General features: G+C 62.2%; 20 protein-coding genes. 15 read left to right on the top strand and 5 right to left on the bottom strand.

What is annotated here, in order from left to right; translation table 11 throughout:
* Positions 1 to 32: 32 nt before the first annotated feature.
* The 6 genes from sufC to FV139_RS11115 are packed head-to-tail and all read left to right on the top strand — an operon-like array spanning position 33 to position 4,697.
* Positions 33 to 779, top strand: coding sequence for a Fe-S cluster assembly ATPase SufC (gene sufC, locus FV139_RS11140; RefSeq protein WP_148068491.1), 747 nt, complete (start codon positions 33 to 35; stop codon positions 777 to 779).
* Complete coding sequence (gene sufD, locus FV139_RS11135) at positions 779 to 2,110, top strand: Fe-S cluster assembly protein SufD (protein WP_148068490.1); 1,332 nt, start codon at positions 779 to 781, stop codon at positions 2,108 to 2,110. The genes sufC and sufD overlap by 1 nt, the downstream gene beginning before the upstream one ends.
* Positions 2,103 to 3,350, top strand: coding sequence for an aminotransferase class V-fold PLP-dependent enzyme (locus tag FV139_RS11130; RefSeq protein ID WP_148068489.1), 1,248 nt, complete (start codon positions 2,103 to 2,105; stop codon positions 3,348 to 3,350). Before sufD ends, FV139_RS11130 begins: the two co-directional genes overlap by 8 nt.
* Before the next feature lie 9 nt (positions 3,351 to 3,359).
* Positions 3,360 to 3,716 (top strand): HesB/IscA family protein, encoded by a 357-nt coding sequence (locus FV139_RS11125; RefSeq protein WP_148068488.1) that lies wholly within the window; start codon positions 3,360 to 3,362, stop codon positions 3,714 to 3,716.
* A 13-nt stretch (positions 3,717 to 3,729) separates the two neighbouring features.
* On the top strand, positions 3,730 to 4,269 hold the full coding sequence (gene sufT, locus FV139_RS11120; protein ID WP_148068487.1) for a putative Fe-S cluster assembly protein SufT: 540 nt from the start codon (positions 3,730 to 3,732) through the stop codon (positions 4,267 to 4,269).
* Positions 4,269 to 4,697, top strand: a complete 429-nt coding sequence (locus FV139_RS11115) for a SufE family protein (protein ID WP_148068486.1) — start codon at positions 4,269 to 4,271, stop codon at positions 4,695 to 4,697. Before sufT ends, FV139_RS11115 begins: the two co-directional genes overlap by 1 nt.
* A 15-nt stretch (positions 4,698 to 4,712) precedes the next feature.
* On the opposite strand, the gene FV139_RS11110 is transcribed toward FV139_RS11115, so the two are convergent.
* Entirely contained in the window at positions 4,713 to 5,345 is a 633-nt protein-coding gene (locus FV139_RS11110; protein ID WP_148068485.1) for a hypothetical protein, read from the bottom strand.
* A 128-nt stretch (positions 5,346 to 5,473) separates the two neighbouring features.
* On the opposite strand from FV139_RS11110, the gene FV139_RS11105 reads away from it, so the two are divergent.
* On the top strand, positions 5,474 to 6,505 hold the full coding sequence (locus FV139_RS11105) for a zinc-dependent alcohol dehydrogenase (protein WP_187276488.1): 1,032 nt from the start codon (positions 5,474 to 5,476) through the stop codon (positions 6,503 to 6,505).
* A gap of 24 nt (positions 6,506 to 6,529) precedes the next feature.
* Positions 6,530 to 7,825: an alkyl sulfatase dimerization domain-containing protein gene (locus FV139_RS11100; RefSeq protein ID WP_148068483.1), complete on the top strand. Its 1,296-nt coding sequence runs from the start codon at positions 6,530 to 6,532 to the stop codon at positions 7,823 to 7,825.
* Between the two features lie 18 nt (positions 7,826 to 7,843).
* Here the strand turns inward: FV139_RS11100 and ppnN are convergent, their stop codons facing one another.
* Together ppnN and FV139_RS11090 are read right to left on the bottom strand one after the other, a co-directional pair.
* Positions 7,844 to 9,205, bottom strand: a complete 1,362-nt coding sequence (gene ppnN, locus FV139_RS11095) for a nucleotide 5'-monophosphate nucleosidase PpnN (RefSeq protein WP_148068482.1) — start codon at positions 9,203 to 9,205, stop codon at positions 7,844 to 7,846.
* A gap of 122 nt (positions 9,206 to 9,327) precedes the next feature.
* The gene (locus tag FV139_RS11090; RefSeq protein WP_187276487.1) at positions 9,328 to 10,527 is read right to left on the bottom strand and encodes a cytochrome P450; all 1,200 of its coding nucleotides are present in this window, start codon (positions 10,525 to 10,527) and stop codon (positions 9,328 to 9,330) included.
* Between the two features lie 103 nt (positions 10,528 to 10,630).
* On the opposite strand from FV139_RS11090, the gene FV139_RS11085 reads away from it, so the two are divergent.
* From FV139_RS11085 to FV139_RS11070, 4 genes are all read left to right on the top strand, one after another.
* Positions 10,631 to 11,812: a helix-turn-helix transcriptional regulator gene (locus tag FV139_RS11085; RefSeq protein WP_148068480.1), complete on the top strand. Its 1,182-nt coding sequence runs from the start codon at positions 10,631 to 10,633 to the stop codon at positions 11,810 to 11,812.
* Positions 11,813 to 12,004: 192 nt separating this feature from the next.
* On the top strand, positions 12,005 to 13,441 hold the full coding sequence (locus FV139_RS11080) for a WS/DGAT/MGAT family O-acyltransferase (RefSeq protein ID WP_148068479.1): 1,437 nt from the start codon (positions 12,005 to 12,007) through the stop codon (positions 13,439 to 13,441).
* 141 nt (positions 13,442 to 13,582) lie between these two features.
* Positions 13,583 to 14,182: an alpha/beta fold hydrolase gene (locus tag FV139_RS11075; protein ID WP_213004086.1), complete on the top strand. Its 600-nt coding sequence runs from the start codon at positions 13,583 to 13,585 to the stop codon at positions 14,180 to 14,182.
* 309 nt (positions 14,183 to 14,491) lie between these two features.
* Positions 14,492 to 15,409 carry a GAF domain-containing protein gene (locus FV139_RS11070; protein ID WP_148068478.1) on the top strand — a complete coding sequence of 306 codons (918 nt, stop codon included), beginning with the start codon at positions 14,492 to 14,494 and terminating at the stop codon, positions 15,407 to 15,409.
* 81 nt (positions 15,410 to 15,490) lie between these two features.
* Here FV139_RS11070 and FV139_RS11065 read toward each other — a convergent pair whose 3' ends face one another.
* Positions 15,491 to 18,148 carry a hypothetical protein gene (locus FV139_RS11065; protein WP_148068477.1) on the bottom strand — a complete coding sequence of 886 codons (2,658 nt, stop codon included), beginning with the start codon at positions 18,146 to 18,148 and terminating at the stop codon, positions 15,491 to 15,493.
* 306 nt (positions 18,149 to 18,454) lie between these two features.
* On the opposite strand from FV139_RS11065, the gene FV139_RS11060 reads away from it, so the two are divergent.
* The 3 genes from FV139_RS11060 to FV139_RS11050 are packed head-to-tail and all read left to right on the top strand — an operon-like array spanning position 18,455 to position 21,502.
* Positions 18,455 to 18,895, top strand: coding sequence for a MarR family winged helix-turn-helix transcriptional regulator (locus tag FV139_RS11060; protein WP_148068476.1), 441 nt, complete (start codon positions 18,455 to 18,457; stop codon positions 18,893 to 18,895).
* Positions 18,896 to 18,899: 4 nt separating this feature from the next.
* A complete protein-coding gene (locus FV139_RS11055) occupies positions 18,900 to 19,970 on the top strand; it encodes an HlyD family secretion protein (protein WP_213004085.1) in 1,071 nt (356 codons plus the stop codon).
* Positions 19,967 to 21,502, top strand: a complete 1,536-nt coding sequence (locus tag FV139_RS11050) for a DHA2 family efflux MFS transporter permease subunit (protein ID WP_235898624.1) — start codon at positions 19,967 to 19,969, stop codon at positions 21,500 to 21,502. The genes FV139_RS11055 and FV139_RS11050 overlap by 4 nt, the downstream gene beginning before the upstream one ends.
* Here the strand turns inward: FV139_RS11050 and FV139_RS11045 are convergent.
* Positions 21,456 to 22,640: an AI-2E family transporter gene (locus FV139_RS11045; protein WP_235898623.1), complete on the bottom strand. Its 1,185-nt coding sequence runs from the start codon at positions 22,638 to 22,640 to the stop codon at positions 21,456 to 21,458. The genes FV139_RS11050 and FV139_RS11045 overlap by 47 nt on opposite strands.
* Positions 22,641 to 22,719: the final 79 nt, after the last annotated feature.

Below are 22,719 nucleotides of genomic sequence, written 5' to 3'. Positions count from 1 at the left end.
CCCTGTCACCGAATACTGAGAGAGAACGACTGATGCTGAAAATCGACAACCTCCACGCCCGCGTGGACGACAAGGACATCCTCAAGGGCCTCAACCTGGAAGTGAAACCCGGTGAAGTGCACGCCATCATGGGCCCGAACGGCTCCGGCAAGAGCACCCTGGGTCACGTGCTGGCCGGCCGCCCCGGCTACCAGGTCACCGCCGGCAGCGCCAGCCTGCTGGGCCAGGATATCCTGGCAATGGAGACTGAAGAACGCGCCCACCTGGGCCTGTTCCTGGCCTACCAGTACCCGGTGGAAATTCCCGGCGTGAGTAACATGGAATTCCTGAAGGCCTCTGTGGACGCCGTGCGCGAAGCCCGCGGCCTGGAGGCGATCAGCAGCGTGGACTTCATGAAAAAGGCGCGCGAGTGCTGCAAGGCCGTGGACCTCGACCAGAGCTTCCTCAAGCGCGGGGTGAACGAGGGTTTCTCCGGTGGTGAGAAGAAGCGCAACGAGCTTATGCAGATGATGCTGCTGGAACCGAAGCTGTGCATCATGGACGAAACCGACTCCGGGCTCGACATCGACGCCCTCCAGGTCGTGGCCAAGGGCGTGAACGCCATGCGCGACGCGGAACGCTCCTTCATCCTGGTAACCCACTACCAGCGCCTGCTCAACTACATCGAACCTGACTACGTGCACGTACTGGCCGGCGGCCGCATCATCAAGTCCGGCGACAAGTCACTGGCCCTGGAGCTGGAAGCGAAAGGCTATGCGTGGCTGGAGGACGCCGCCTGATGAGCGACTTCATGCAACAACCCCTGGCAGCCGCGGCGAAACTGGCGCCGGTGTGGCTGGCGGCGGTGCAGGAGCGTGGCCGGGAACAGTGGCAGGCCACCACCCTGCCAACCCGCAAGACCGAGGCCTGGAAGTACAACAATCTGCAGGCATTGCAGCAGCGCTTCACCGCGGTCGACCGCGAAGCGGCCCCCAGACTCGGCAAGCTCAACTATCCGCAGCTGGCGGGCAGCACCCTGGTGTTTGCCGACGGCCAGTTCCGGGAAGAACTGTCCCGGGTGGAACTGCCCGCAGGCGCCCGCCTGGTGCGTTTCAGCGAAGCCGACGAGGCCGCCGCCGAAACCATCGCCAGCCAGCTGGGCTCTGCCGTCAATACCGCCAACCACCGCTTCGCGGCCCTCAACGACGCCACCATTGCCGACGGTGTATTCCTGCAGATCGATGCCAATACCGTGCTCGACCAGCCCATCCACCTGGTGTGGCTGACCAGTGGCCAGGTCGACGCCCTCAGCGTGAACCAGCGCCTGCTGGTGCAACTGGGCGCCAACAGCCAGGCCAGCGTGGTGGAGAGCTTCGCCAATACCGATACTGGGGGCACCGCCTTCACTAACGGCATTACCGAACTGCTGCTGGGCGATGGCGCGCAACTCAATCACTACCGCCTGCAGCTGGAGCAGGGAGAAGCGGTTCATATTGGCGGTGTGCACGCCGCACTGGCCGCCAATAGCACCCTCAACAGCTTCCACCTGGCCCTGGGCAGCCGTCTCAAGCGCGTCGACCTGGTGGCCGAGCACCGGGGCCAGGGTGCCCACTGTGAACTCAACGGCATCTACCTGCCCCGCGGCGAGGAACAGGTGGACTACCATACCTGCATCGAACACGCGGTACCGCACTGCACCAGCAGCGAGACCTTCCGCGGCATTATCGGCGACGAAGCCACAGCTATTTTCAACGGGCGCATCCACATTCACCCGGATGCCCAGAAAACCCGCGCCGAACTGTCCAACAAGAACCTGCTCACCAGCAACCGCGCCGAGGTCAACACCAAGCCGGAGCTGGAGATCTACGCCGACGACGTGCAGTGCGCCCACGGCGCCACCGTGGCGCAGATGGACCCGGCCAGCCTGCACTACCTGCGCACCCGTGGGGTACCGAAGGATGAGGCAGAAGTCATGCTGAGCTACGGCTTCATCAACGAACTGGTGGACGGCATTCGCTGTGAAGACCTGCGCAACTTCCTGAAACCGATGCTGGCCCGGCGCTTCGCCCGCAATGAGAAGCTCACAAGGCATATTTTGGAAGAAGAAAGCCTGGAGTCCGGCGATGAGTAAGGTCGAGACGATTACCCCGCGTACTTTCGATGCCGCCGCCCTGCGCCGGGACTTTCCCATTCTGCAGCAGGAAGTGAACGGCCACCCGCTGGTCTATCTGGACAACGCGGCCACGACCCAGAAGCCCGAGGCCGTGATCGAGGCGATCGCCCACTACTATCGCCACGACAACGCCAATGTTCACCGCGGCGCCCACGCCCTGTCGGATCGCGCCACCGCTGCCTTCGAACAGGCCAGGGAAACCGTGTCCCGCTTTATCAACAGCCCGGAAGCCTGCCAGGTGATCTGGGTGCGCGGCACCACCGAGGCCATCAACCTGGTGGCCCACAGCTGGGGACGCAGCAACCTTGGGCCCGGTGACAAGGTGCTGGTGTCCTGGCTGGAGCATCACTCGGACATCGTACCCTGGCAGCTGGTGTGCGCCGCCACCGGCGCGGAAGTGGTGCCCATCCCCATCACCCCGGAGGGTGATATCGACATGGCAGCCCTGGACACCCTGCTCGACGAGCGCGTCAAGCTGGTGGCGGTGAACCACGTGTCCAACGCCCTCGGTACGGTCAATCCGGTGCAGGAAATCGCCGCCAAAGCCCACGCCGTCGGCGCCCGCATCCTGGTGGACGGCGCCCAGGCCACGGCCCACTGCCCGGTCGACGTGCAGGCACTGGACTGCGACTTTTACGCCTTTTCCGGCCACAAGCTCTACGGCCCGACCGGCATCGGCGCCCTGTGGGGTCGCCGGGAACTGCTGGACGCCATGCCGCCCTTCCTCGGCGGCGGGGAGATGATAGAAACCGTAAGTTTCGAGGGCACCACCTTCAACACCCTGCCCTTTAAATTCGAGGCGGGCACCCCCAACATTGCCGATGCTATCGGTCTCGCTACAGCCATCGACTACCTTGGCGGCATCGATATGACCGCCGCAGCGGAGCACGAACTGGGCCTGCTGGCACAGTCCCTGGAATTGGCCAAGGGTGTCGAGGGACTGCGTCGCATTGGCGCCCCGAAGGAATCCGTGGGCATCTTCAGCTTTGTGCTGGACGGCGTGCACCCCTCGGACCTCGGCATGCTGCTGGACCAGCAGGGCATCGCGGTGCGCACCGGGCACCACTGCACCCAGCCGCTGATGGCCCACTACCAGGTACCGGGTACCGTGCGCGCTTCCTATGCGCTGTACAACACCGCAGACGATGTCGAGCGCCTGTTTGCCGGAATCCACAAAGCCGTGCGGCTTTTTCGCTAGGAGTTTTACATGTCGGTAGAAAGTTTTGACGTGACCCGCGACGCCATCCACGTATCGGAGGCGGCAGCGATACACCTCAAGAAACAGCTGGAAAAACACGGCGGTCGCGGTGTGCGCATCAGCGTCAAGGAGAGCGGTTGCACCGGCTACATGTACGTGATGGACGAGGTCGAACACAGCGAAACCGGCGACCTGGTGATGAACCTGGATAACGGCCTGGAAGTGTACATCGACCCCGCGTCGTTGCCGGTGCTGCAGGGCACCGAAATTGCCTACGAGAAAGAAGGCATCAACCGCACCATCAAGTTCCACAACCCCAATGTCACTGCCGCCTGTGGCTGCGGTGAAAGCTTCACTGTCAACTGAGGTCTGTCGTCCGATGAGCGCCCAGGAACGCACCATGCTCACCACCCGCCGGGACTGCCCCGGACGGCTGGTTCCCGTCGGCGACCCGGTCACCATACCGGCCCACACCTTCGTCACCCTCACCCAGTCACTGGGCGGCAACTACACGGTGATCTTCAACGGCAATATGGTCCGGGTCGACGGTACCGATGCTGACGCCCTGGGCCTGGAGCCCCTGAAACTGGCCTTCGAGTCCCCGGCCGACGGCAAGATCAGTGAAGCCCAGGTATGGGAAGCGCTGCACACGGTCTACGATCCCGAAGTGCCCGTCGACCTGGTCAACCTCGGCCTGATCTACGAATTGAACATCGACCAGGCCAGCGGCCGGGTTACCATTCACATGACCCTCACCGCGCCCGGTTGTGGCATGGGGCCGGTACTGGTGGGTGACGTGAAATACCGTGTGTCCCAAGTTCCCCACGTGAAGGACGTGGCGGTTGAACTGGTGTTCGACCCACCCTGGAGCCGCGAGATGATGTCCGAGGAAGCCCAGCTCGAGACCGGAATGTTTTGATGAGTGACAACCCCTTCGGCAACAGCATCACCGCAGACGACATCGTCGACACCCTGTCCTTCTTTGACGACTGGGAAGAGCGCTACAAGTACATCATCGACCTGGGCAAGGAATTGCCGCCGATGGCCGAGAATCTGCATACGGAAGAGCGCAAAATCAAAGGCTGCCAGAGCCAGGTATGGATCGACACCCGGCTGGAAGACGGCCGCCTGCAACTCGACGTGGACTCCGACGCGTTTATCGTCAAGGGGCTACTGGGCGTGGTGCTCGCCGCCTACAACAACAAGGCCCCGGCAGAGATACTGTCCTTCGACATCGACGGCTACTTCAATCAGCTGGACCTGCTGAACCACCTCTCCCCGACCCGCGGTAACGGCCTGCGGGCCATGGTGGCGCGGATTCGTGACATCGCCACCGCCGCTGCCTGATCCCGTCCTCGGGCACTACAGCGCAAAGCGGTCCTCTCCGTAATCCGGGCACTCGGGCACCGGCGCCGGATGGTGCAGGCTGACCCGGCTGTCGACCTCCCAGCAGGCATCGAAAATCGAGCAGTAGCAGAAGCGCACCGCACTCTCCGGGTTCGCCACCAATTGCTGTAACTTGCGCGCCAGCGCCGCGTCGTGCGTACTCAAGGCCTCAATCGTCTCACCGGGGCTGACCACCCGGTAGCTGATGTAGTTACGCGACAGGCTGGCCAACTCACCCCCGCCCGCGGCTTCGATCAAACCTTCAAGGTCGGCTATCGGCTCACCGGCGGCCAATAGCTGCAACTGCGCCACCCGTGCCGGCCCCACGCCGACATTGGCAAACTGAAAGGCAAAGCTCGCGCTCTCGGCAGAGTCGTGGTCCTGGATAGAGAATTGCAGGAAGGGCCACACCGACGCCGCGGTCTGCTGCCTGACAGCGGCGGACTCCGTGATGGCTGCATAGAGCGCAATAACACCCACCACGATACCCACCAGGGCCAACACGTTCTGCCACAGGGCCATGCGGACAAAGGAGCGTTCCACCGAGGTCATGCGGCTGGTGTCAATAGGGACGTCGGAATCCGCCTCTGGCGATGAAGGGTCGGCCAAAACAACTCTCCTGGTCTATGCGCGAGAACCACAGTCTACCCCAGCTTGTCCGCACCGGGCCCCGCACATTGACGATAGCTCGGCGCCTCCCTATTATTAATGCGACCTCATTAATAATGAAAACGACCATGGCTACCATGATTGCTGCCCGCATCCACGGACCGGACGATATCCGCCTCGACACCGTTACCACCCCCGAGGTGGGGCCCTGTGACGTGCTCGTCCGCGTCGTAAACTGTGGCATCTGCGGTTCCGACCTGAGCTATGCCCGGCTGGGGGGGCTGCCCGGCGCCCATTCCCCCTTTGCCTTCGGCCATGAATTCTCCGGTGTTATCGAGGCTGTGGGTGAACAGGTTGTCCATCTGCAGGCTGGGGACCGGGTAGTGGTCAATCCGGAGGCCGACGGCAACGGTATCGGTAGCGATGGTCTACGGGGGGCTTTCGCACCGCTGGTGCAGGTCCGTAATGTCACTCCTGACTCGGGTGCCGTTTTCACACTGCCCGAGCAACTGGACTTCGCGACCGGTGCACTGGTGGAACCCTTGTCGGTAGGCATGCATGCCGCCAACCAGGGCCGCATCACAAGCGGTGACAAGGTGGTGGTGCTGGGGGCGGGACCCGTGGGCCTTGCCGCAGCCATCGGCGCCCGCCATCTCGGCGCTCAGAAGGTGTGCGTGATAGACCGCTCGGACCACCGCCTCGAGGTCGCCCGCCAACTGGGGCTGGAGGCACTCAGGGCCAATGACGATCCCTCAGCTCTCGCCCGACACCTCCAGGGCCTTCATGGCACGGTCATCAACGATCCGCGCCTCGGTGAGCAACCGGGTACGGATGTTTACATCGAGGCCACCGGTGCAGGGCCGGTCTTCAGGCAGATCTGCAGTACCGCCCGCAAGGGGGCGCGCATTGTGGTGGTCGGTGTGCACTTCGTGCCCGTGGAACTGGATATGGTCAACCTGTTGATGCGCGAACTACAGATCACCGCAGCCATGGAATACCCGGTGGAGTTCCCGCAGGTGATCGACATGCTGAGTTCGGGCGAAGTCGATGTGCGCCCCCTGGTCAGCCACCATTTTCCACTGTCGCAATTCACCAACGCCTTTGCCCAGGCCCAGCGCCCCGATGAAGCCGTAAAAGTTCTGGTGGACTGCCAGGACTGAATTGAACCCGCCAAGGACTTAGCGATGCGCAATCCAATCTATAAATCCCGCCCTGTAGCTCCCGCTGCGGCCACCTTCGACCAGCGCTGCCGCCGTATCAACGACTTCATCGTGTTGGCGGAGGCCTGCTCCAACGTATACCTGATCGAAACACCTGCAGGGAACATCCTGGTCAACAGCGGCATGGGCTTCGAAGCACCGGTGATTGACCACAACCTCAAGCGGCACAGCCACGGCGACATCAAATACCTGATTACCACCCAGGGCCATGTCGACCACGTAGGCGGGGTACAGTACTTCCGCGACCGCCACCCGGGCCTTGCGTACATCGCCCAGGCCGGCAACAGCGAGCACCAGGCCTACGATGCACGCCTGCAACCCTTCCGGGCCGCCCGCTCAGCCTTTCGCTTCCAGGCCGAGTTTGCCGAGCTGTTCAGGGGTTACGCCGCCGCGGGCTACACCGACATCAACCCCCAGGACCACCCCACTCCGGATCAGGCATTTGAGCAGCGCTTGGCGCTGGAACTCGGCGGACTAAAGCTGGAGCTGATCGCGGTGCCCGGCGCAGAGACCAATGACTCACTCGTCGTCTGGCTACCCGAACAGCGTATTGTCCTCACCGGCAATCTGTTCGGCTGTCCCTTCGGCCACTTTCCCAACCTGGTAACCATCCGGGGTGACCGCTACCGGGATGCGCTGGTTTGCGCAGACTCCGCACAGGTGGTGATGGACCTGGAACCAGAGACCATTCTCTACGGCCACCACGACCCTATCATCGGCTCAGAGGTGATCCTGACCGAACTCACCGCCTACCGCGACGCCATCCTCCATGTCCACGATGCCGTGGTGGAAGGGATGAATGCCGGCAGGCCCCTGCACCAGCTACAGCAGGAAATCACCTTGCCTGCGGCGTGTGAAGTGGGAGAAGGCTACGGCAAGGTGAGCTGGAGCGTGCGCGCCATCTGGGAGCATTACGCCGGCTGGTTCAAGCACGAGTCCACTACCGAGCTGTACAGCGTCCCCGCATCGGAAATCCATACTGACCTGCTCGAACTGGCCGGCAGCACCGCCCTGGTAGCCCGCGCGAGAGAGCGCTTCAACCGCGGCGAACCAGAAGCCGCCCTGCACCTGCTGGACATTGTGCTGGGGGCGGAGCCGGAACACCCCGAAGCGGTAGAACTCTCGATACACATTCACCAGCGCCTGCTCGAAACCGCCCAGGGATTTCGCACTACCGGCAACTTCTGGCTGGAGGGCTGGCTGGAAAATCGCATCAAGCTGTTACAGGGCGGCAGCACGCCGGCACTGGAAAATGTCTGAACAGAAATCGCGGACGACTCAGGCCAACTGGTAACAGGGCCGGTAGTCGCTCTCACACTCACCGAGCTTCATCCGCTGCTCGCGCACCATCATGCGCAGCAACGAGTCCATCGAACGCAGCAGCCCGGGTTCGCCATGCAACCGGTAGGGGCCGTGACGGCGCACCTGCTCGATCCCGAAAGCCTTTACGTTGCCCGCCACCAGCCCGGAGAACGCCCGGCGCAGCTGGCTGGAGAGCTCTGCCGGTGGCAGCCCGGAAGACAGGTTGAGGCCAGCCATGTTCTGGTGGGTGGGTACAAAGGGCACTTGCAGTGACGGATCTATCACCAGGTCCCAATTGTAGTAATAGGCCTGGCCAGACTCGCGGCGCCGGTTGTGCACCTCTGCTATCGACTCCTTCACTGCGCGCCCCACGCCAGCGGCGTCACCAATAATCAGCTGGTAGTAATCCCGCACCCCCTCGCCCAGGCAATCGACCAGGAAGCCGTCCAGTTGCTCGAAATAACCGCGGCAGGTTTCCGGACCGGCGAACACCAGGGGTACCGCGCCGCGATTGTCCTCGTGCATCAGGATGCTCAACAGGTAGAGCACCTCTTCCACGGTACCGACGCCACCCGGGAAAACGATAATGGTGTGGGCGAGACGCACAAAGGCTTCCAACCGCTTTTCGATATCCGGCATGATCACCAGTTCGTTGACGATCGCATTAGGCGACTCTGAAGCAATGATGCCCGGTTCGCTGATACCGATGTAGCGCCCATCCTTGATCTGCTGCTTGGCATGCCCTACCGCCGCTCCTTTCATGGGCCCCTTCATGGCGCCAATGCCACAGCCGGTGACGATGTCCAGGCCACGCAGGCCCAATTCGTAACCCACCTCCTTGGCATAATCGTACTCTTCCCGGGGAATCGAGTGACCGCCCCAGCACACCACCAGCTTGGGGTGGATATCCGGTTGCACGATGCGGGCGTTGCGCAGGATCCGAAACACCATATTGGTGGTGTCGGCCGGGAGCGGCGGCGACTCCTGGGTCGCCAGAATCTTGAAATCGGTATAGACGATATCCCGCAGGGCCGAGAACAGGTGCTCCTGTATCCCCCGAATCATGCGGCCATCGACAAAGGCCTGGGCGGGCGCATTGGCCAGCTCCAGGCGCAGCCCCCTGGGCTGGGGCACCACCCGGATGTCGAAATCGGAATAGTCAGCGTAAATTTCGGCGGCGTCGTCCTTGGCGCTGTCGGTATTGAGAATGGCCAGCGCACAGCTGCGAAACAATTTGTACAACTCTCCCCGGCTGCCGGTAAGCCCCTCGATCTCTGCCCGGGACAGCAGGTTGAGTGACTTCAGGGGGTTGATAACAGCACTGGGGATTTTTTCCATGGGGCACACCCGAATGACAACCGAGGAGCCCTCACTTTAACACCTGAATATGTCGCCGCGCAGTCCATCGAAAACAGTGGAAATACTTTACTCTAACTGCCACAAACAGGTTGTACCGTGCTTCAGGCAGCCGCTCCGGCAGCGGAGTCGGGACCAGGTTGAACCCACAGCTCTGTGGGCCCGCGTACCACTGCCTGGCGGATTTCCACGTTATGCCCCGGCATGAGGCGCATGCCCGGGAAGCGCGAAAACAGCACCTTGAGCGAAGTTTCCAACTCCCGCCTGGCGAGGTGGGAGCCGAGACAGAAATGGACTCCGTGTCCAAACGCAAGGTTCTTGTTTTTTCGATCCGGGTCGAAGGTGCGGGGATTATCGAACACCTCCGGGTCGCTGTTACCGGCGGTAATGCCGAACAGCACCCAATCACCGGCTTTCATGTCCACACCCCCGAAGTGCACCTCCTTGCTGCACATCCTCGGCAACAACGCAGCGGGCGGCTCGATCCGGAGCCCCTCCTGAACGATGCTTTCGCGGTCGGCATCGCTGCCGCGCGCCCGCTCCACCAGCGCCCGATCATTCAGGACGTAGGTCAGCAGGCTGCCGAGGTTTTTATACGTGGTATCCGAGCCGGCGGGAAACAGTAATCGGCAAAATCCGAGGATCTCCTCATTGTCCAGCCGCTTGCCCTCGAACTCGGCGGTCGCCAGTATCGACAGTACATCATCTTCGGGATGGTGCCTGCGCGCGTCAATGATCGGGGCCATGTACTCGCTGAATTCGGCGCGCGCCTTCAACGCCCCTTCCGGATCCCAGGGGAAGTCGATCAGCTTGAGCGCCCACTCCAGGAATTTTGCCTCGTCGTGGGTGGGAATTCCCAGCATTCGGGTAATGATGGAGTACGGATAAGGCCGCGCGTAGGACTGCACCAGATCTACCGATTCCCGCCCCGAAATCCGATCGGCAAAACGATGCGCCTCAGGCTCCAGCAGCGATTCAACCACCGCCCGCACCTGCTTCGGGAAGAAAGGGTTGGAGACCAGCGTGCGGTTGACCCGATGCTCGTTGCCACTCATGGTCTGAATGGTCTTGCCCATCGCCGGTTCGGAGTGAATCCGGTAGGCCACCTCCGCCTGGAAGTGCTCTTCATCGGAAAACGCCTGGCGCAACTCGGCGTTGCGCAGGATCAGCCAGACCGGCTCGCCGTGGTACTTCACCCGGACCACCGGCCCGTGACAGCGCAGACTGTCGAGAACTCGGTGCAGGTCCGGCAGGGCATCGTGGGCAAAGTCAATGTGGGACAGCAATACATCCTCGCCTGTCATAACAGGGCCTCCAGCCATTGAAGTTGGGCGAATTATGCCCGCACACTGCCACCCCCTCAGCTACCATATGGTGGCAATCTGTTGAGCACGGCGGGAGTATAAAATGGGCGTGTCGCTGGTCGATCAGGCACTGCTGGAAGACATTTACGAAGGACCGCTCGAGGAGCTGCCCTGGCAGGGACTGGTCGCTCGCATACGGCAGCGCTTTAACGTGGTGGGGTGCAGTCTCTACCTCAGCCTGCCCGGCCCCGGCGAGTGCGGCCTGGATGTCTCGGATAACGACTGGGATGTGGAGGTGCTACGAGAGCACAACGCCAGGCATTACTACCGCGACAACCCTTTCGACTACAAAGAAATGCAGCCGGGAACCGTCTACCGCTGGACCGACTTCATCAGCCGGGAACAGTTTGTCGAAACACCCTACTACCGCGAGTTCTGCCAACCCGTCGGCTTTGACTTTGCCCTGTGCCTGGGCATCGACGAACCTGGCGGGATGGCAATCTGGCTGTCGGTGGTGCGCAATGAGGCGCAGGGGGACTTCAGCCGGGAAGAAGCGCAGGCCTTTCAGGCACTCTATGCACCCATGCGCCGTGCGCTGCGTCTGCTGGCCCGTATCCAGCACTCCGAAACCGAGCGCCAGGTCTATCAAACCGCGCTGGAACAGATGGCGATCGGCGCGCTGGTGCTCGACACACAGGCCCGCGTCGTCAGCTGCAACGCGACAGCGCAAGCCTTGATCGCAGACTGCGATGAAATCTCGATCATCGGCAACCGCATCAAACTGCAGGATGTGGCACTGCAACAGGTGCTTGCCGGGCATTTCGAGGCGGTAATGGCAAAGGCAGATCCCACGTGTGAAGTGATGGCCATCCCCCGCAACAGTGAACCTGCGCTCGGCTTGCTGATGCGCGGCCTGCGGGGAATATCGACACTGTCCGGCCCACAACAACCTGCCCTGGTCGTTTATCTTTCCGATCCGGCGCGCCACCAGCTGGCGCCCCGCAACCTGGTCGCGCAGCTGTTCGGCCTGACCCCCACCGAGGCAACCCTGGCCACCATGCTGGCGGACGGACTCAGCCTCGCGGAGGCAGCCTCGGCCATGCATGTATCGGAAAACAGTGTGCGCAGCTACTGCAAACGCATCTACTCCAAGACGGGGCTCAGTCGGCAGGGGGAAGTGGTCAAGCTGGTTCTGCAAAGTGTGGCGGGGCTTGCGCGCTCACCAAGTAGTCTGCACTCGCAGGATCCAGCTCCCGCAGGACCGCGCACTGTGGCTCGCAGGTGATGGCGCGTGGGACCTTCTCTTGAAATACCGGGATTTCTAATTTTTGAACTTGTGGTATGCTCGCTGGACAGCGACGAATTCTTCACCTCGCGAAATCGGGTGACCCGCAGTAACAGGAGAAGTAAGCGCGGGGAGCGGAGGGTACTTGAAACCGGTTCACCCGGGCCGCGAGCGGGTCAATGAGGCACAGCTATGCACCAATTAACCGGGCTCGACGCGTCCTTTCTGTATCTGGAAACGCCGAATGCGCCCATGCACATCTCCGGGCTGGCGATTTACGATCAATCAACCTCGCCCGGAGGCAAGGTCCGGTTCAAGGACGTTATCCAGAACTACAGCCAGCGCTTGCAGCCTATCCCCGCGATGACGCGGAAGCTGGTCGAAGTCCCCCTGAACCTCGATCACCCCTACTGGGTGGCCGACGGCTTCTACGATCCCGAATTCCACATTCGTCACATTGCGCTGCCCAAGCCAGGCGACTGGCGCCAGCTGTGTATTCTGATCTCACGCCTGCATGCCCGGCCGCTGGACCGCAACCGGCCCCTGTGGGAGGTGTACGTGATTGAGGGCCTGGACAAGGTCGAAGGCGCACCCAGGAACAGTTTCGCGGTATTTACCAAGACTCACCACGCCGCCATCGACGGCACTTCAGGCATGGAAATCACCGCCGCAATTCACGACCTCTCACCGGACTACAAAGCCTCCCGCGAACCCGCCATCGTTGAGGTGGACCGCCAGCCCAGCAGCCTTGGACTGCTGGTCAAGGCGCAGATCAACGGCGTGAGGAAACCCTTCCGCTTCCTGAGTGTCGCCCGCAACACCGTGCCGGGCTTTGCCCGCGCCTACAACGCGACCCGCCAGGGCAAGTTGCGCACCGCCGGTAAAGTGCCGCGCACGCGCTTTAGTGGCAAGGTGTCGCCGCACCGGATCTTCCAGGCTGTCAGTGTGGACCTGGACGATATCAAGGCGGTCAAGAACGCGCTGCCCGGCGCCACGGTGAACGACGTGGCACTGGCCATTGTCGGGGGGGCCCTGCGCAAATATCTCAGCGCGCACGATGAACTGCCCGCCGACTCACTGGTAGCCATGGCGCCAGTTAACGTACGCTCCGACGATGACAAAACCGGCGGCAATATCATATCGGCCCTCACGGTTGCCCTGCATTCCGATGTAGAGGCGCCTCTGGAGCGGCTCAAGGCGGTGCGCGACAGCACCCGGGACGCCAAGGAACTGGTCAATGCCATTGGTGCCAAGGCCATGACAGACTACAGCCAGTTCATACCGTCCATGCTCACAGCCCAGGCCGCCCGACTGGCCAGCCGCTGGGGCCTGATAAGCCGTATGAAGCCGACCTTCAACTGTGTGGTCACCAATGTGCCGGGGCCCGCAATCCCCCTGTACAGTACGGGCGCCCGAATGATCGCCAACTACGGCACCGGCCCGGTACAGGATGGGCTCGGCCTGTTTCACGTCATCAGCAGCTATTGCGGCCAGTTTGTCGTCTCGGCCACCGCCTGCCGCGACATGATGCCCGACCCGGGGTTCTACAGGGACTGCCTGCAAAGTGCGATCGATGAACTCATAGCCGCCGCCAGACCCGCTCGCCGCAGCAACAAAAAGGGAAAATAAATGCGCCCGCCACACTGGTCTCTTGCACTGAGTGAAGCGCCCCGCGTAATGGTCGAGGCCGCCACACTACGGCTCACCAAACCGCTTTTGAGGCGGGGCCCCAAGGGTGATGGTCACGCCGTCATGGTGCTCCCCGGCTTTATGAGTGACGACCCCTACAATCGCTCCCTGCTCAAGTTCCTCGGCGAACTCGGCTACCGTGCCCACGGCTGGAACCTCGGCCGCAACCTGGGACCGGGCAATATTTCACTTCGGGAGATCGCCGCAGCAGTGCGCCGCCTCGAGCGCCAGAGTGGCGGCAAGGTATCGCTGATAGGGCATAGCCTGGGCGGCATTTACGCCAGGGAAATCGCGCGCGAGAATCCGGGGGTTGTTCGCCAGGTGATAACGCTGGGCTCCCCATTCGGTGCTGGTCGGGACCGGGGCTCCAACGTGCACCACCTGTTCAAGCGACTCAACCCCGGGCGGGAAGCCGACCCCGAGCATCTGGCGAGGCAGGAGAAACTGGCGGTCGCGCCGCCCGTACCGACGACCTCCATCTATACCCGCGGTGACGGTATCGTGAACTGGCGCACAAGCATCCAGAAAAAGGATCACCCGGAAACCCAGAATATCGAGGTACCCGGCAGCCACTGTGGGCTGACGCATAACCCCACCGTGTGGTACCTGATTGCCGACCGCCTGCGGCAGCCAGAGGATCTATGGCAGCCCTTCAACTCCAGGGTGTTTCGCCACCACTGATTCCTGTGCTACGCAATGGCCCCCTCAGGCTTTACGTGACCCTGATCGCCGCGAAGTTGTAGACGCCTGTACGAACAATTTCGGTGCGCGCCCCCTAGTACAGTACATTTCCCGACCGATGTTGGTGCAACGGGAGAGACGGGCGTGACCTGGCAACACCGAATCGTGGCGCTTACTCGTGCGCTGAGATTAAAACGCGCCTGCTCAGTCTCCAGAATCGATTTATGGCGGCCCTTTTGCATGTGAGTTCCCGTGAGCCTGTCGAACCCACAAACTGTGTTACCCGGGTTTCCGTCAAAGGGTGAAGGAATGAAATATCTGATAAAGGCAGCCGAGGTCTGGCAGCCAGACCTGACCGGTCGCGCACTGGTATTGAGTTCTGCGCATTTCGGGAGCAACTATGGCGAGAATTTGCAGGAATTTCAGAAAGCAAGCCAGGCCATGCAGTTTGGCGTCAATGAAGGTCTGCCGGGAATTACCTGGGCCGCGCGCCGCCCCCTGATCTGGACCGACCTCAATTCCGCCCATTTCAAACGCAGGGACCTGGCGGAGAATGCCGGCCTGGAATGCGGCCTGTCGATCCCGGTATTTGCAGGCGAATTCTTACTGGGCGTGGTGGTGCTGTTCTTCGCCGCTGATGACCAGGTTTCCGGGGCCGTGGAGGTGTGGCACAACCACGACTACTACGACAAGGAATTGCGTCTCAATGACGGCTACTACGGCGCCATGGAGAAACTCGCGTTCGTCTCCCAGCGACTGAGCATCATGTACGGGCGCGGCCTGCCCGGCACCGCGTGGCAACAGGCTACCCCCGTCATCATGAACAATCTCGCCGAATCCACGGGTTTTCTACGTGCGCGGAATGCCGCCGAGTACGGCATTTCGACGGGAATTGCCGTGCCGTTTTTCTACACCGACCGGGATGTCCAGGTCGTGGCGCTACTGTCGACCGACGACACTCCCGTGGCCCGCCGATTTGAGGTGTGGCGTCCCGATGAATCGCGCCGCTATCTGTTATTCAGTGAAGGGTATTGCGCAGAGGGGAACGATCTGCAAGCCGAATACCGAGGCATTGCCTTTGATCGCAATGAATCAATCATGGGTGAGGTCTGGCTGAACGGCCGGCCGGTTGCCTGCCCATCGGCAGAGCCGGGCAGCACGGGGGCTGTCTACATTCCTGTCGTCATCAACGGGTTACTGGACGCGGTCGTAAAGTTCGAGTTTTGACTGCGCCGCCGTACCACACATCCGTCACACAGGTGCCGGTAAAGATTCCATCACGTCAGAGCTACCCCGCGTAAACCCCGTTTACTGCAGGGTAAAGCTCACACTGACAGCCACAGCATCCCAGGCATAGTCACTGAGTGAGACATCGGTGACTGTGGCGGTATAGCTGCCCGCAGCAGAGCCGCCCCTTCCTTTCCTGTCAGGTGCCTGTGTCTGCCAGCTGAGTTCGAAGCCACCTGAAGAATCAACCGGATTCGACTCCAGGCTGGCGACGACTGCACTGCCGTCACTGATACTCACACGCACGACCGCCCCAGCAGGTACGGCTTCCCCACTCTCAGCGACACCCTGGATTATTACGGCATCGCCGGCGACGAAAGTGTCGGTGATTTCAAAGGTCGTCTGCGCATTTTTTCCCTTGCCGCTGGTAACCCAACGGCCGGTTTGCAGGGTATCGAGCACGCCGATAATCGCCTGGCCCGAAGCGCCCGGGGTGGCGCAGATAATGTTGCTGAAGCCGGACTGTGCGCTGCAACCGTCAACCAGCGTCACTTCCACATTCAACTTGTAGCAATACTGCTGGCCGTTACTCAGGCCGGTGTCGGTATAGCTGCCGCTATCCCAGGGCTGAGATGCGATTGCCTGGGCCTTGCCAGCCTGGTCGTAGTAAAGGCCGAACTGGTAATCAGCGTACTCCGGTGGCAGTTGCGCCAGTGACTGCCAGGCGAGAACCACTTGCTTGTTGCCCCCCGCCGCGGCATCCAGCACCGGCACCGGTGCATCGCAGGTCGCCGGCACCTCCCCCCAACTGGCTGAGGCCATGACGTGTGGTTGAGCCATCCGCGTGGTGGCGTCGCCCGCGTTAAGCCAGGCGTCCAGCAGATTCAGGCCCTCGTCGGCAAGGAATGCATTGCTGCCTTCGTTGGCGTGGGCAAGAAACTGGATGTACTCCCAGCTGGTAGGTTGGTAGAGCAGGTCGATCACGGCGGAGCTGGCCCCGACCGCCGCGGCCATCGCGCCAATATCAAGATCGTCCCAGTACTCGTAGATGCCTCCGGGCACACCGCCGTACCGGGTATCAGGCACCGGCAGGGCGTTGCGCTTGCGCGCCTCATCGTATCTGAACCCGTAAGGCGGTATCCGGTTGTCCTTGACCACAACGTTGTTGAGCACGAAGTGGAAGCTCTCCTCAGCCTCCCCGGCCGCCCGCGCCGCCAGCTGCCCCAGGGTCTCGAGCGGCGCACCGGTAATGCGGTCGTACGCAAGCACCAGGCCGCTGTCGTAGCCGTGGCCGATGAGCTGCGAGGCCCAGCCCTGGGTCAAGCCGTAGTGGGATTCGTAAATGCGGTTGCGCGGATCATCGAGATCGAGGATGGAGTGAATGGTCTCGCCGTCCACCAGCGGATCACTCACCGAGATCGGACCGTACTCGCCGATCTCGTCCACCAGCGTCCCGCCAGCATCATAGAATTTGATGTTGAGCCACATCCTGCGGCCTTCAGGGTAACCGGAGATCAGCTTGTGCCCGGTGTGGTTAATTACTTTCAGTGTATTACCCTGCAGCTGCAGGGTGGCCGCCAGGTCGAGCTGTTCCCGCGCGCGCAGGGCGCCGTCGTGCATGGCGTCCAGGCTCGCCTGCGCCATGTTCCCGCCGAGCCGCAGCTGCCCTCGAGCGTTGAGGTAATCGATCACTACCGGCATCCAGTAATTGCCGCCGGTCATATCGTGCAGCGGCATATCCGTACGCAGCGGGATACCGCGCTTGTTGGCGCCCGTGCCGGTGACCGGGCGCACATGGCAACTCTGGCAGGTGTAGTAGCGCGGTGTGCCGTCCTCGTAATCGATAGTGCCGGCCGCGGCCGCTGCGGCATAGGCCGCCTCCAGCGCGCCCCCGCGCAGGTCCGCGGGCAGCGAGGGATAATCCTTCACCAGGGTGGTCGAGACCTGCCCCGAACGGTATTCGCTGAAGGTGCGCTCCACCACACCGTATTTGTAGGGCGGGTTGTTGAAGGCCGCCTTGCCCTCCACGGAACCGCCCAGCTCCCCCGAGGCGACCACGGGGTCGGCGGTGGGCTGAGCGCCCTGGTTATGCGCGAGGTCGCCGACCACCGGGTTGGACACGTCGTGGCAAGTGCCGCAAAAGTCGGCGCTGCGGTGGAACTGCGACATCATGAACTGGTGTTTGGGTTCGGCATCGGCGAAGGGGCCGAGTTTCTCGTTGCCGCCCCACATCGAACTCATGCCAGAGCCGTAGTAGCCCTCGGACTCATCATTGGCGACAAAGGGCGGATTCATCACGCCCATGTGTTCCGAGTTGTCCGGGTTGGTCACCTTGTGGCAGTAGTCGCACTCAACGCCGTCCGAGTCACCGCTGGCCAGACCCGAACCGTCGGTGGGCGTGGAGCGCCCCGCCAGCCAACCGCCAGTGCTGTGGCAGCGCAGGCAGAGATCCCCGGCGCCATCGAAATCCTGTTCCGCCACGGCGAGGGTGGCCCAGAAAATCGGGTCGCGCCCCGCGTGCGCCATCATTGAACCGCGCCAGTTATGGGCCGGCTCCACCGCGGAGTTGTAGCCGCCGTGGCAGTTGTCGCATTTATCGGGAGACTCCAGGTTAGCTACTTCGCCCGGCTGGGTGCCAGGCTGCTGTACGTCAGTGGGGACGGTAACTGCGGCTCGAACGCCGATCCCCAGCAGCAACATACACAATGCAAAAACTCGAAACAGGTCGCGAGCCCGCATAATCGGCCACCTCTGGTGCACCTAATCGTAAGTACAGGGTGACAGGAATTACACAGACTGCATTGACGGTGCTCAATATTTAATCAATTAGATTCCCTGAGGGGGGCTGGGAAGTGGAGGGGCGACGACCATCCGGCAGAGTGGATTGATTGGGGACAGGCATCTTACGCATCCTGTTGCCTCAGGTTCTCTCATCCAGTGGCTTTCACCACCAGCTTGCCCATAAGAGCCCCAATCGACCCCGCCACTTGCATATTTAATAAGCATGCTTATAATAAGCGACGCCTTATGTAAGGAAAGTTACAAATGAACGCCAAAGACCACTCCGCAACGATGAGCTTCGAGCTGCACAGCTCGGCCCGTCTGTTGCGGCGGAACTTTGACCGCCGCGCCAAGGAGCATGGCCTGAGCCGTTCGCGCTGGCAGGTGCTGTGGCACCTGGCTCAGGAAGAGGGCATGAAGCAGGCCGAACTCGCCGAGCGCATGGACGTTGCCCCGATCAGCCTCACCCGCCAGCTCGACAACCTGGAACAGGAAGGCCTGGTAGAGCGCCAGCGTGACGAGCAGGACCGCCGTTGCTTCCGCATTTACCTGACCGAGGCGGCGCAGCCAGCACTGGCGGTACTGCGTGAACTGGCGCAGGAAACCCGGGAACAGGCCATGCACGGCCTCAGTGAGCAGGAAGTTAACCAGTTACAGTATTTATTGAGCCGGGTTCGCCAGAACCTGAGCTGCGAGGAGAAGTAGTACCGTGAGCAAATCATCCAGAGCCGCTCTACGCCGTTTCGGACTGAGCGCCGGCGTTGTCACCGCCGCCGCTGTCGCCGCCTGGCTGACCTTTGGCGGGCGCGGTAGCGTGCACACGGAGAACGCCTATATCAAGGCGGACATTCTGTCGCTGGCCACCGACGTCGGCGGCATTGTTGCGGAGGTGCCCGTCGAGGCGAACCAGCGCGTAGCGCGCGGGCAGCTCCTGGCGCGGCTGGAAGACACGCCCTTCCGCCTGGCTGTCGCAGAGGCCGAAGCGCACCTGCACCAGGTCCGGAATGAATTACTGTCGCGCCGTGCAGACTACGCCGAGGCTGAAGCGGCCCTGCAGCAGGCGCAACGCGACGCCGACTATTACCAGCGACAGCTCGGCCGCAACGAGAAAATGGGCCCCATTGCCATCTCCGAGGCACAGCTTGACGAAGCGCGCCAGCAACTGGCGCGCGCCCACTCCCAGATCGCCATCAATCGCGAGAAGCTGTCCAGCCTCGCCGCCGAACTGGGTGGCGACAACACCACGCCGCTGGAAGACCAGGCCGACCTGAAAGTCGCCCAGGCCCAGCTCGACAACGCACGCTACAAGCTGTCCCGCACCGAGATCTACGCACCGGTAGATGGCCTGATCGCCAACGAAGTTCCCAAGGTCGGTGAGATGGCGCCCTCGGGACTCACCCTCATCAACATGCTCAGCACCGAGGATACCTGGGTAGAAGCCAACCTGAAGGAAACCCAGCTCGCGGGTGTAGCAGCCGGCCAGAAGGCCACCGTGACGATCGACGCCTATCCCGGCGTAAAGTGGGAGGCGACCGTTGACAGCGTAAGCCCGGCCAGTGGTTCAGAATTCGCGCTGATTCCGGCCCAGAACGCCAGCGGCAACTGGGTCAAAGTGGTACAGCGGGTGCCGGTGCGCCTGCGCCTGACGGCGCCCGATGGTGAGCAGCTGCCGCTGCGCGCCGGAATGAGTGCCGAAGTACGCATCGACATTGGCTCACCCGGAGAGCGTCCTGGTGCGGCACTCGCCAGCACGACATCACAGGTTGTGCTCAGCCAGTGACCGAACGTCGCGGCAATGTCCTGATGATCACCGCCAGCACCATGCTGGCGACTATCATTCAGGTACTGGACACCACCATCGCCAACGTGGCGCTACCGCACATGCGGGGCAGTCTTGGCGCGGGTGTCGACCAGATCACCTGGGTACTGACCTCCTACATTGTCGCCACGGCCATCATGACCCTGCCGGTGGGCTACCTGGCCCAACGCTTCGGACGTCGCAATGTCTTTCTCTGGTCGGTAGGCGGCTTCACCATCACCTCCATGCTCTGCGGCCAGGCCAGTTCACTGAACGAAATGGTGTTCTGGCGGATGCTGCAGGGCGTGTTCGGCGCATCCCTGGTGCCCCTTTCCCAGGCCACCCTGCTGGACATTTTCCCCAAGGAGAAACTCGCCTCCGCCATGGGCATCTGGAGCGTCGGGGTGATGGTGGGCCCGATCCTCGGCCCGACCCTGGGCGGCTGGCTCACCGACTCCTACTCCTGGCGCTGGGTGTTCTACATCAACGTGCCCCTGGGGGTGCTCTCCATGATCGGCATTTACCTGTCGATGCCAGATTCCGACACCAGCAGGAAACGCTTCGATTACTGGGGTTTTGCCTATCTCGCCCTCGCCGTGGCGACCCTGCAGTTGCTGCTGGACCGGGGCGAGCACGTGGACTGGTTCGAGTCGCTGGAAGTCCAGCTCTACGCGCTGATGGCGGGACTCGGGTTGTACCTGTTTGTAGTCCATAGCGCGACCAGCGAGAACAAGTTCCTGTCTCCGGCCCTGTTCCGCGACCGCAACCTGGTCGCCGGGCTGCTGTTTATTTTTGTGATGGGTATTGTGCTGCTGGCCACCATGGCCCTGCTGCCGCCCTTCCTGCAGCAGTGGAAGGGTTACACGGCCGTTGGCGCCGGCATGCTGATGATGCCGCGCGGCATCGGCACCATGATCTCCAGCCTGCTGGTCGCGCGCTTCCTGCGCTACTTCGACGCCCGGGTGGTGATGCTGGCAGGCATCAGCCTGGTGACCTACGCCCTGTACTACATGTCCGGTTTCACGATGGAAGTGAGCGAGCGGGACATCATCATCACCGGCCTGCTACAGGGCCTGGGCCTGGGCCTGGTCATGGTGCCCACCTCTACGCTGGCTTTCGCCACACTCAGCCCGGCCCTGCGCAACGAGGCCAGCGGCCTGTTCAGCCTGGCGCGCAACCTCGGCAGCAGTATCGGTGTATCCATCGTGATGGCCGTACTTTCGCGCAGCCTGTGGATCAACCAGCAGGAACTGGGCGCCAGGATCCAGCCGTCCCCTGACCTGGCGGCTGCCCTGCACAGCGCAGACAGCCTGCTCGCCATGCCGGCCGCCATTACCCACGAACTGAGCCGGCAGGCGGCGGAGATCGCGTACGTGAATGATTTCTACATGCTGATGCTGATCAACCTGCTCGCCATGCCACTGGTCCTGCTGCTCTCCAATCCCGACCGCAAGGCGGCCAAAGCCCTCAAGCGCGCGTCTCGATCAGCTGCACCCAGTAGTCCAGCACGTTGAGTTGCTGGGCTGCCAGCTTCAGGCAGACCAGCAACGGCACCGCCAGCAATACGCCCGCCGCCCCCCAGAGCCAGCCCCAGACAATCAACCAGAGCACCAGCAGCAAGGGATTCAGGCGCATGTTGTGCCCCAGCACGAGGGGTGTCACAAACTGCGCCTCCACCAGGTTGATGCAGAAATAGCTGACCATGGGAATCAGGGCCGCCCACTCCAGCCCGTATTGCACCAGCCCCGCCAGCGACAGCACGCACACTGACACCAGGGGTCCGACATACGGCGCAAAGTTGAGCAGCCCGACCAGGGCCCCCCACAACAGGGCATCTTCCACCCCCAGCAGCCAGAGCACCGCGGCGGTGACAATGCCCAGCCCGGTATTGATCAGGCTCACGGTAACAATGTAGCGCGACAACTCACGCTGGACCCTGGCCACCACCAGGCCGGCCTGGCGCTTGTCACGCACCCGGGGAAACAGTTCGATGGCACGCTGCCACACTCGCGGCCCGAAACTCAGCAGGAACAATACCAGGATGATAAAGGTCAGCAATTGCACCAGCACCAGTGGCGCAGCGCTGACGAAGGACACCACCAGTTCCAGCCCACCCTGCAGCAACCGCTCGGTCACCGCGCCCTGTGCGGGCTGGGGCGCCACGGACTGGGGAGCCGGTTCGGCCTTCGGCTCATCCTCATCGGAAAACCAGCCGAAAAAATTGAAACCCTGCTCTTCCTCCTGCGCCGCCGGAGCGGGTGCTGATACATCCTCCTTTTTGGGCGCCAGGGATTCGGTCAGGGAGTCCAGCTCTTCCGTCAACTCCAGGCCCAGCTCCGGCAGGCGCTTGGCCCACTTTTGCGCCGGCTCGGCGAGCTCGACCCCCAGCAGGCCAATGGGGCCACCGATACAGGTCAGGAGAACGATGGCGGATATACTGCGGGGAATGTGAAAGCGCTTTAGTGCCTGTACCAATGGGCTGAGTAACAGGGAAAACAGCAGCGCTACTACCACCGGAATCAGCAGACTGCGGGCAAAGTACAGGGTGTACATGACTGCCAGCGCCAACAGGCAGTAGAGAGCAATGGTACCGGGCGGCCTCACCCGTAAGGGAGAAGGCGGATTCGCCAGACGCGGTTCCTGTTTACCCAAGTTTCGCGCCTCCTGCGATCAGTGCACCGTCAATCCGAACCAGCCTAGCTCAAGAGCCAATCGGGGCCAAGGGTGCATT

Origin of the sequence: Parahaliea maris, assembly GCF_008064665.1 — a bacterium.
In the GTDB taxonomy this organism is placed as follows: domain Bacteria; phylum Pseudomonadota; class Gammaproteobacteria; order Pseudomonadales; family Halieaceae; genus Parahaliea; species Parahaliea maris.
This window is presented reverse-complemented; position numbering and strand designations above follow the sequence as displayed.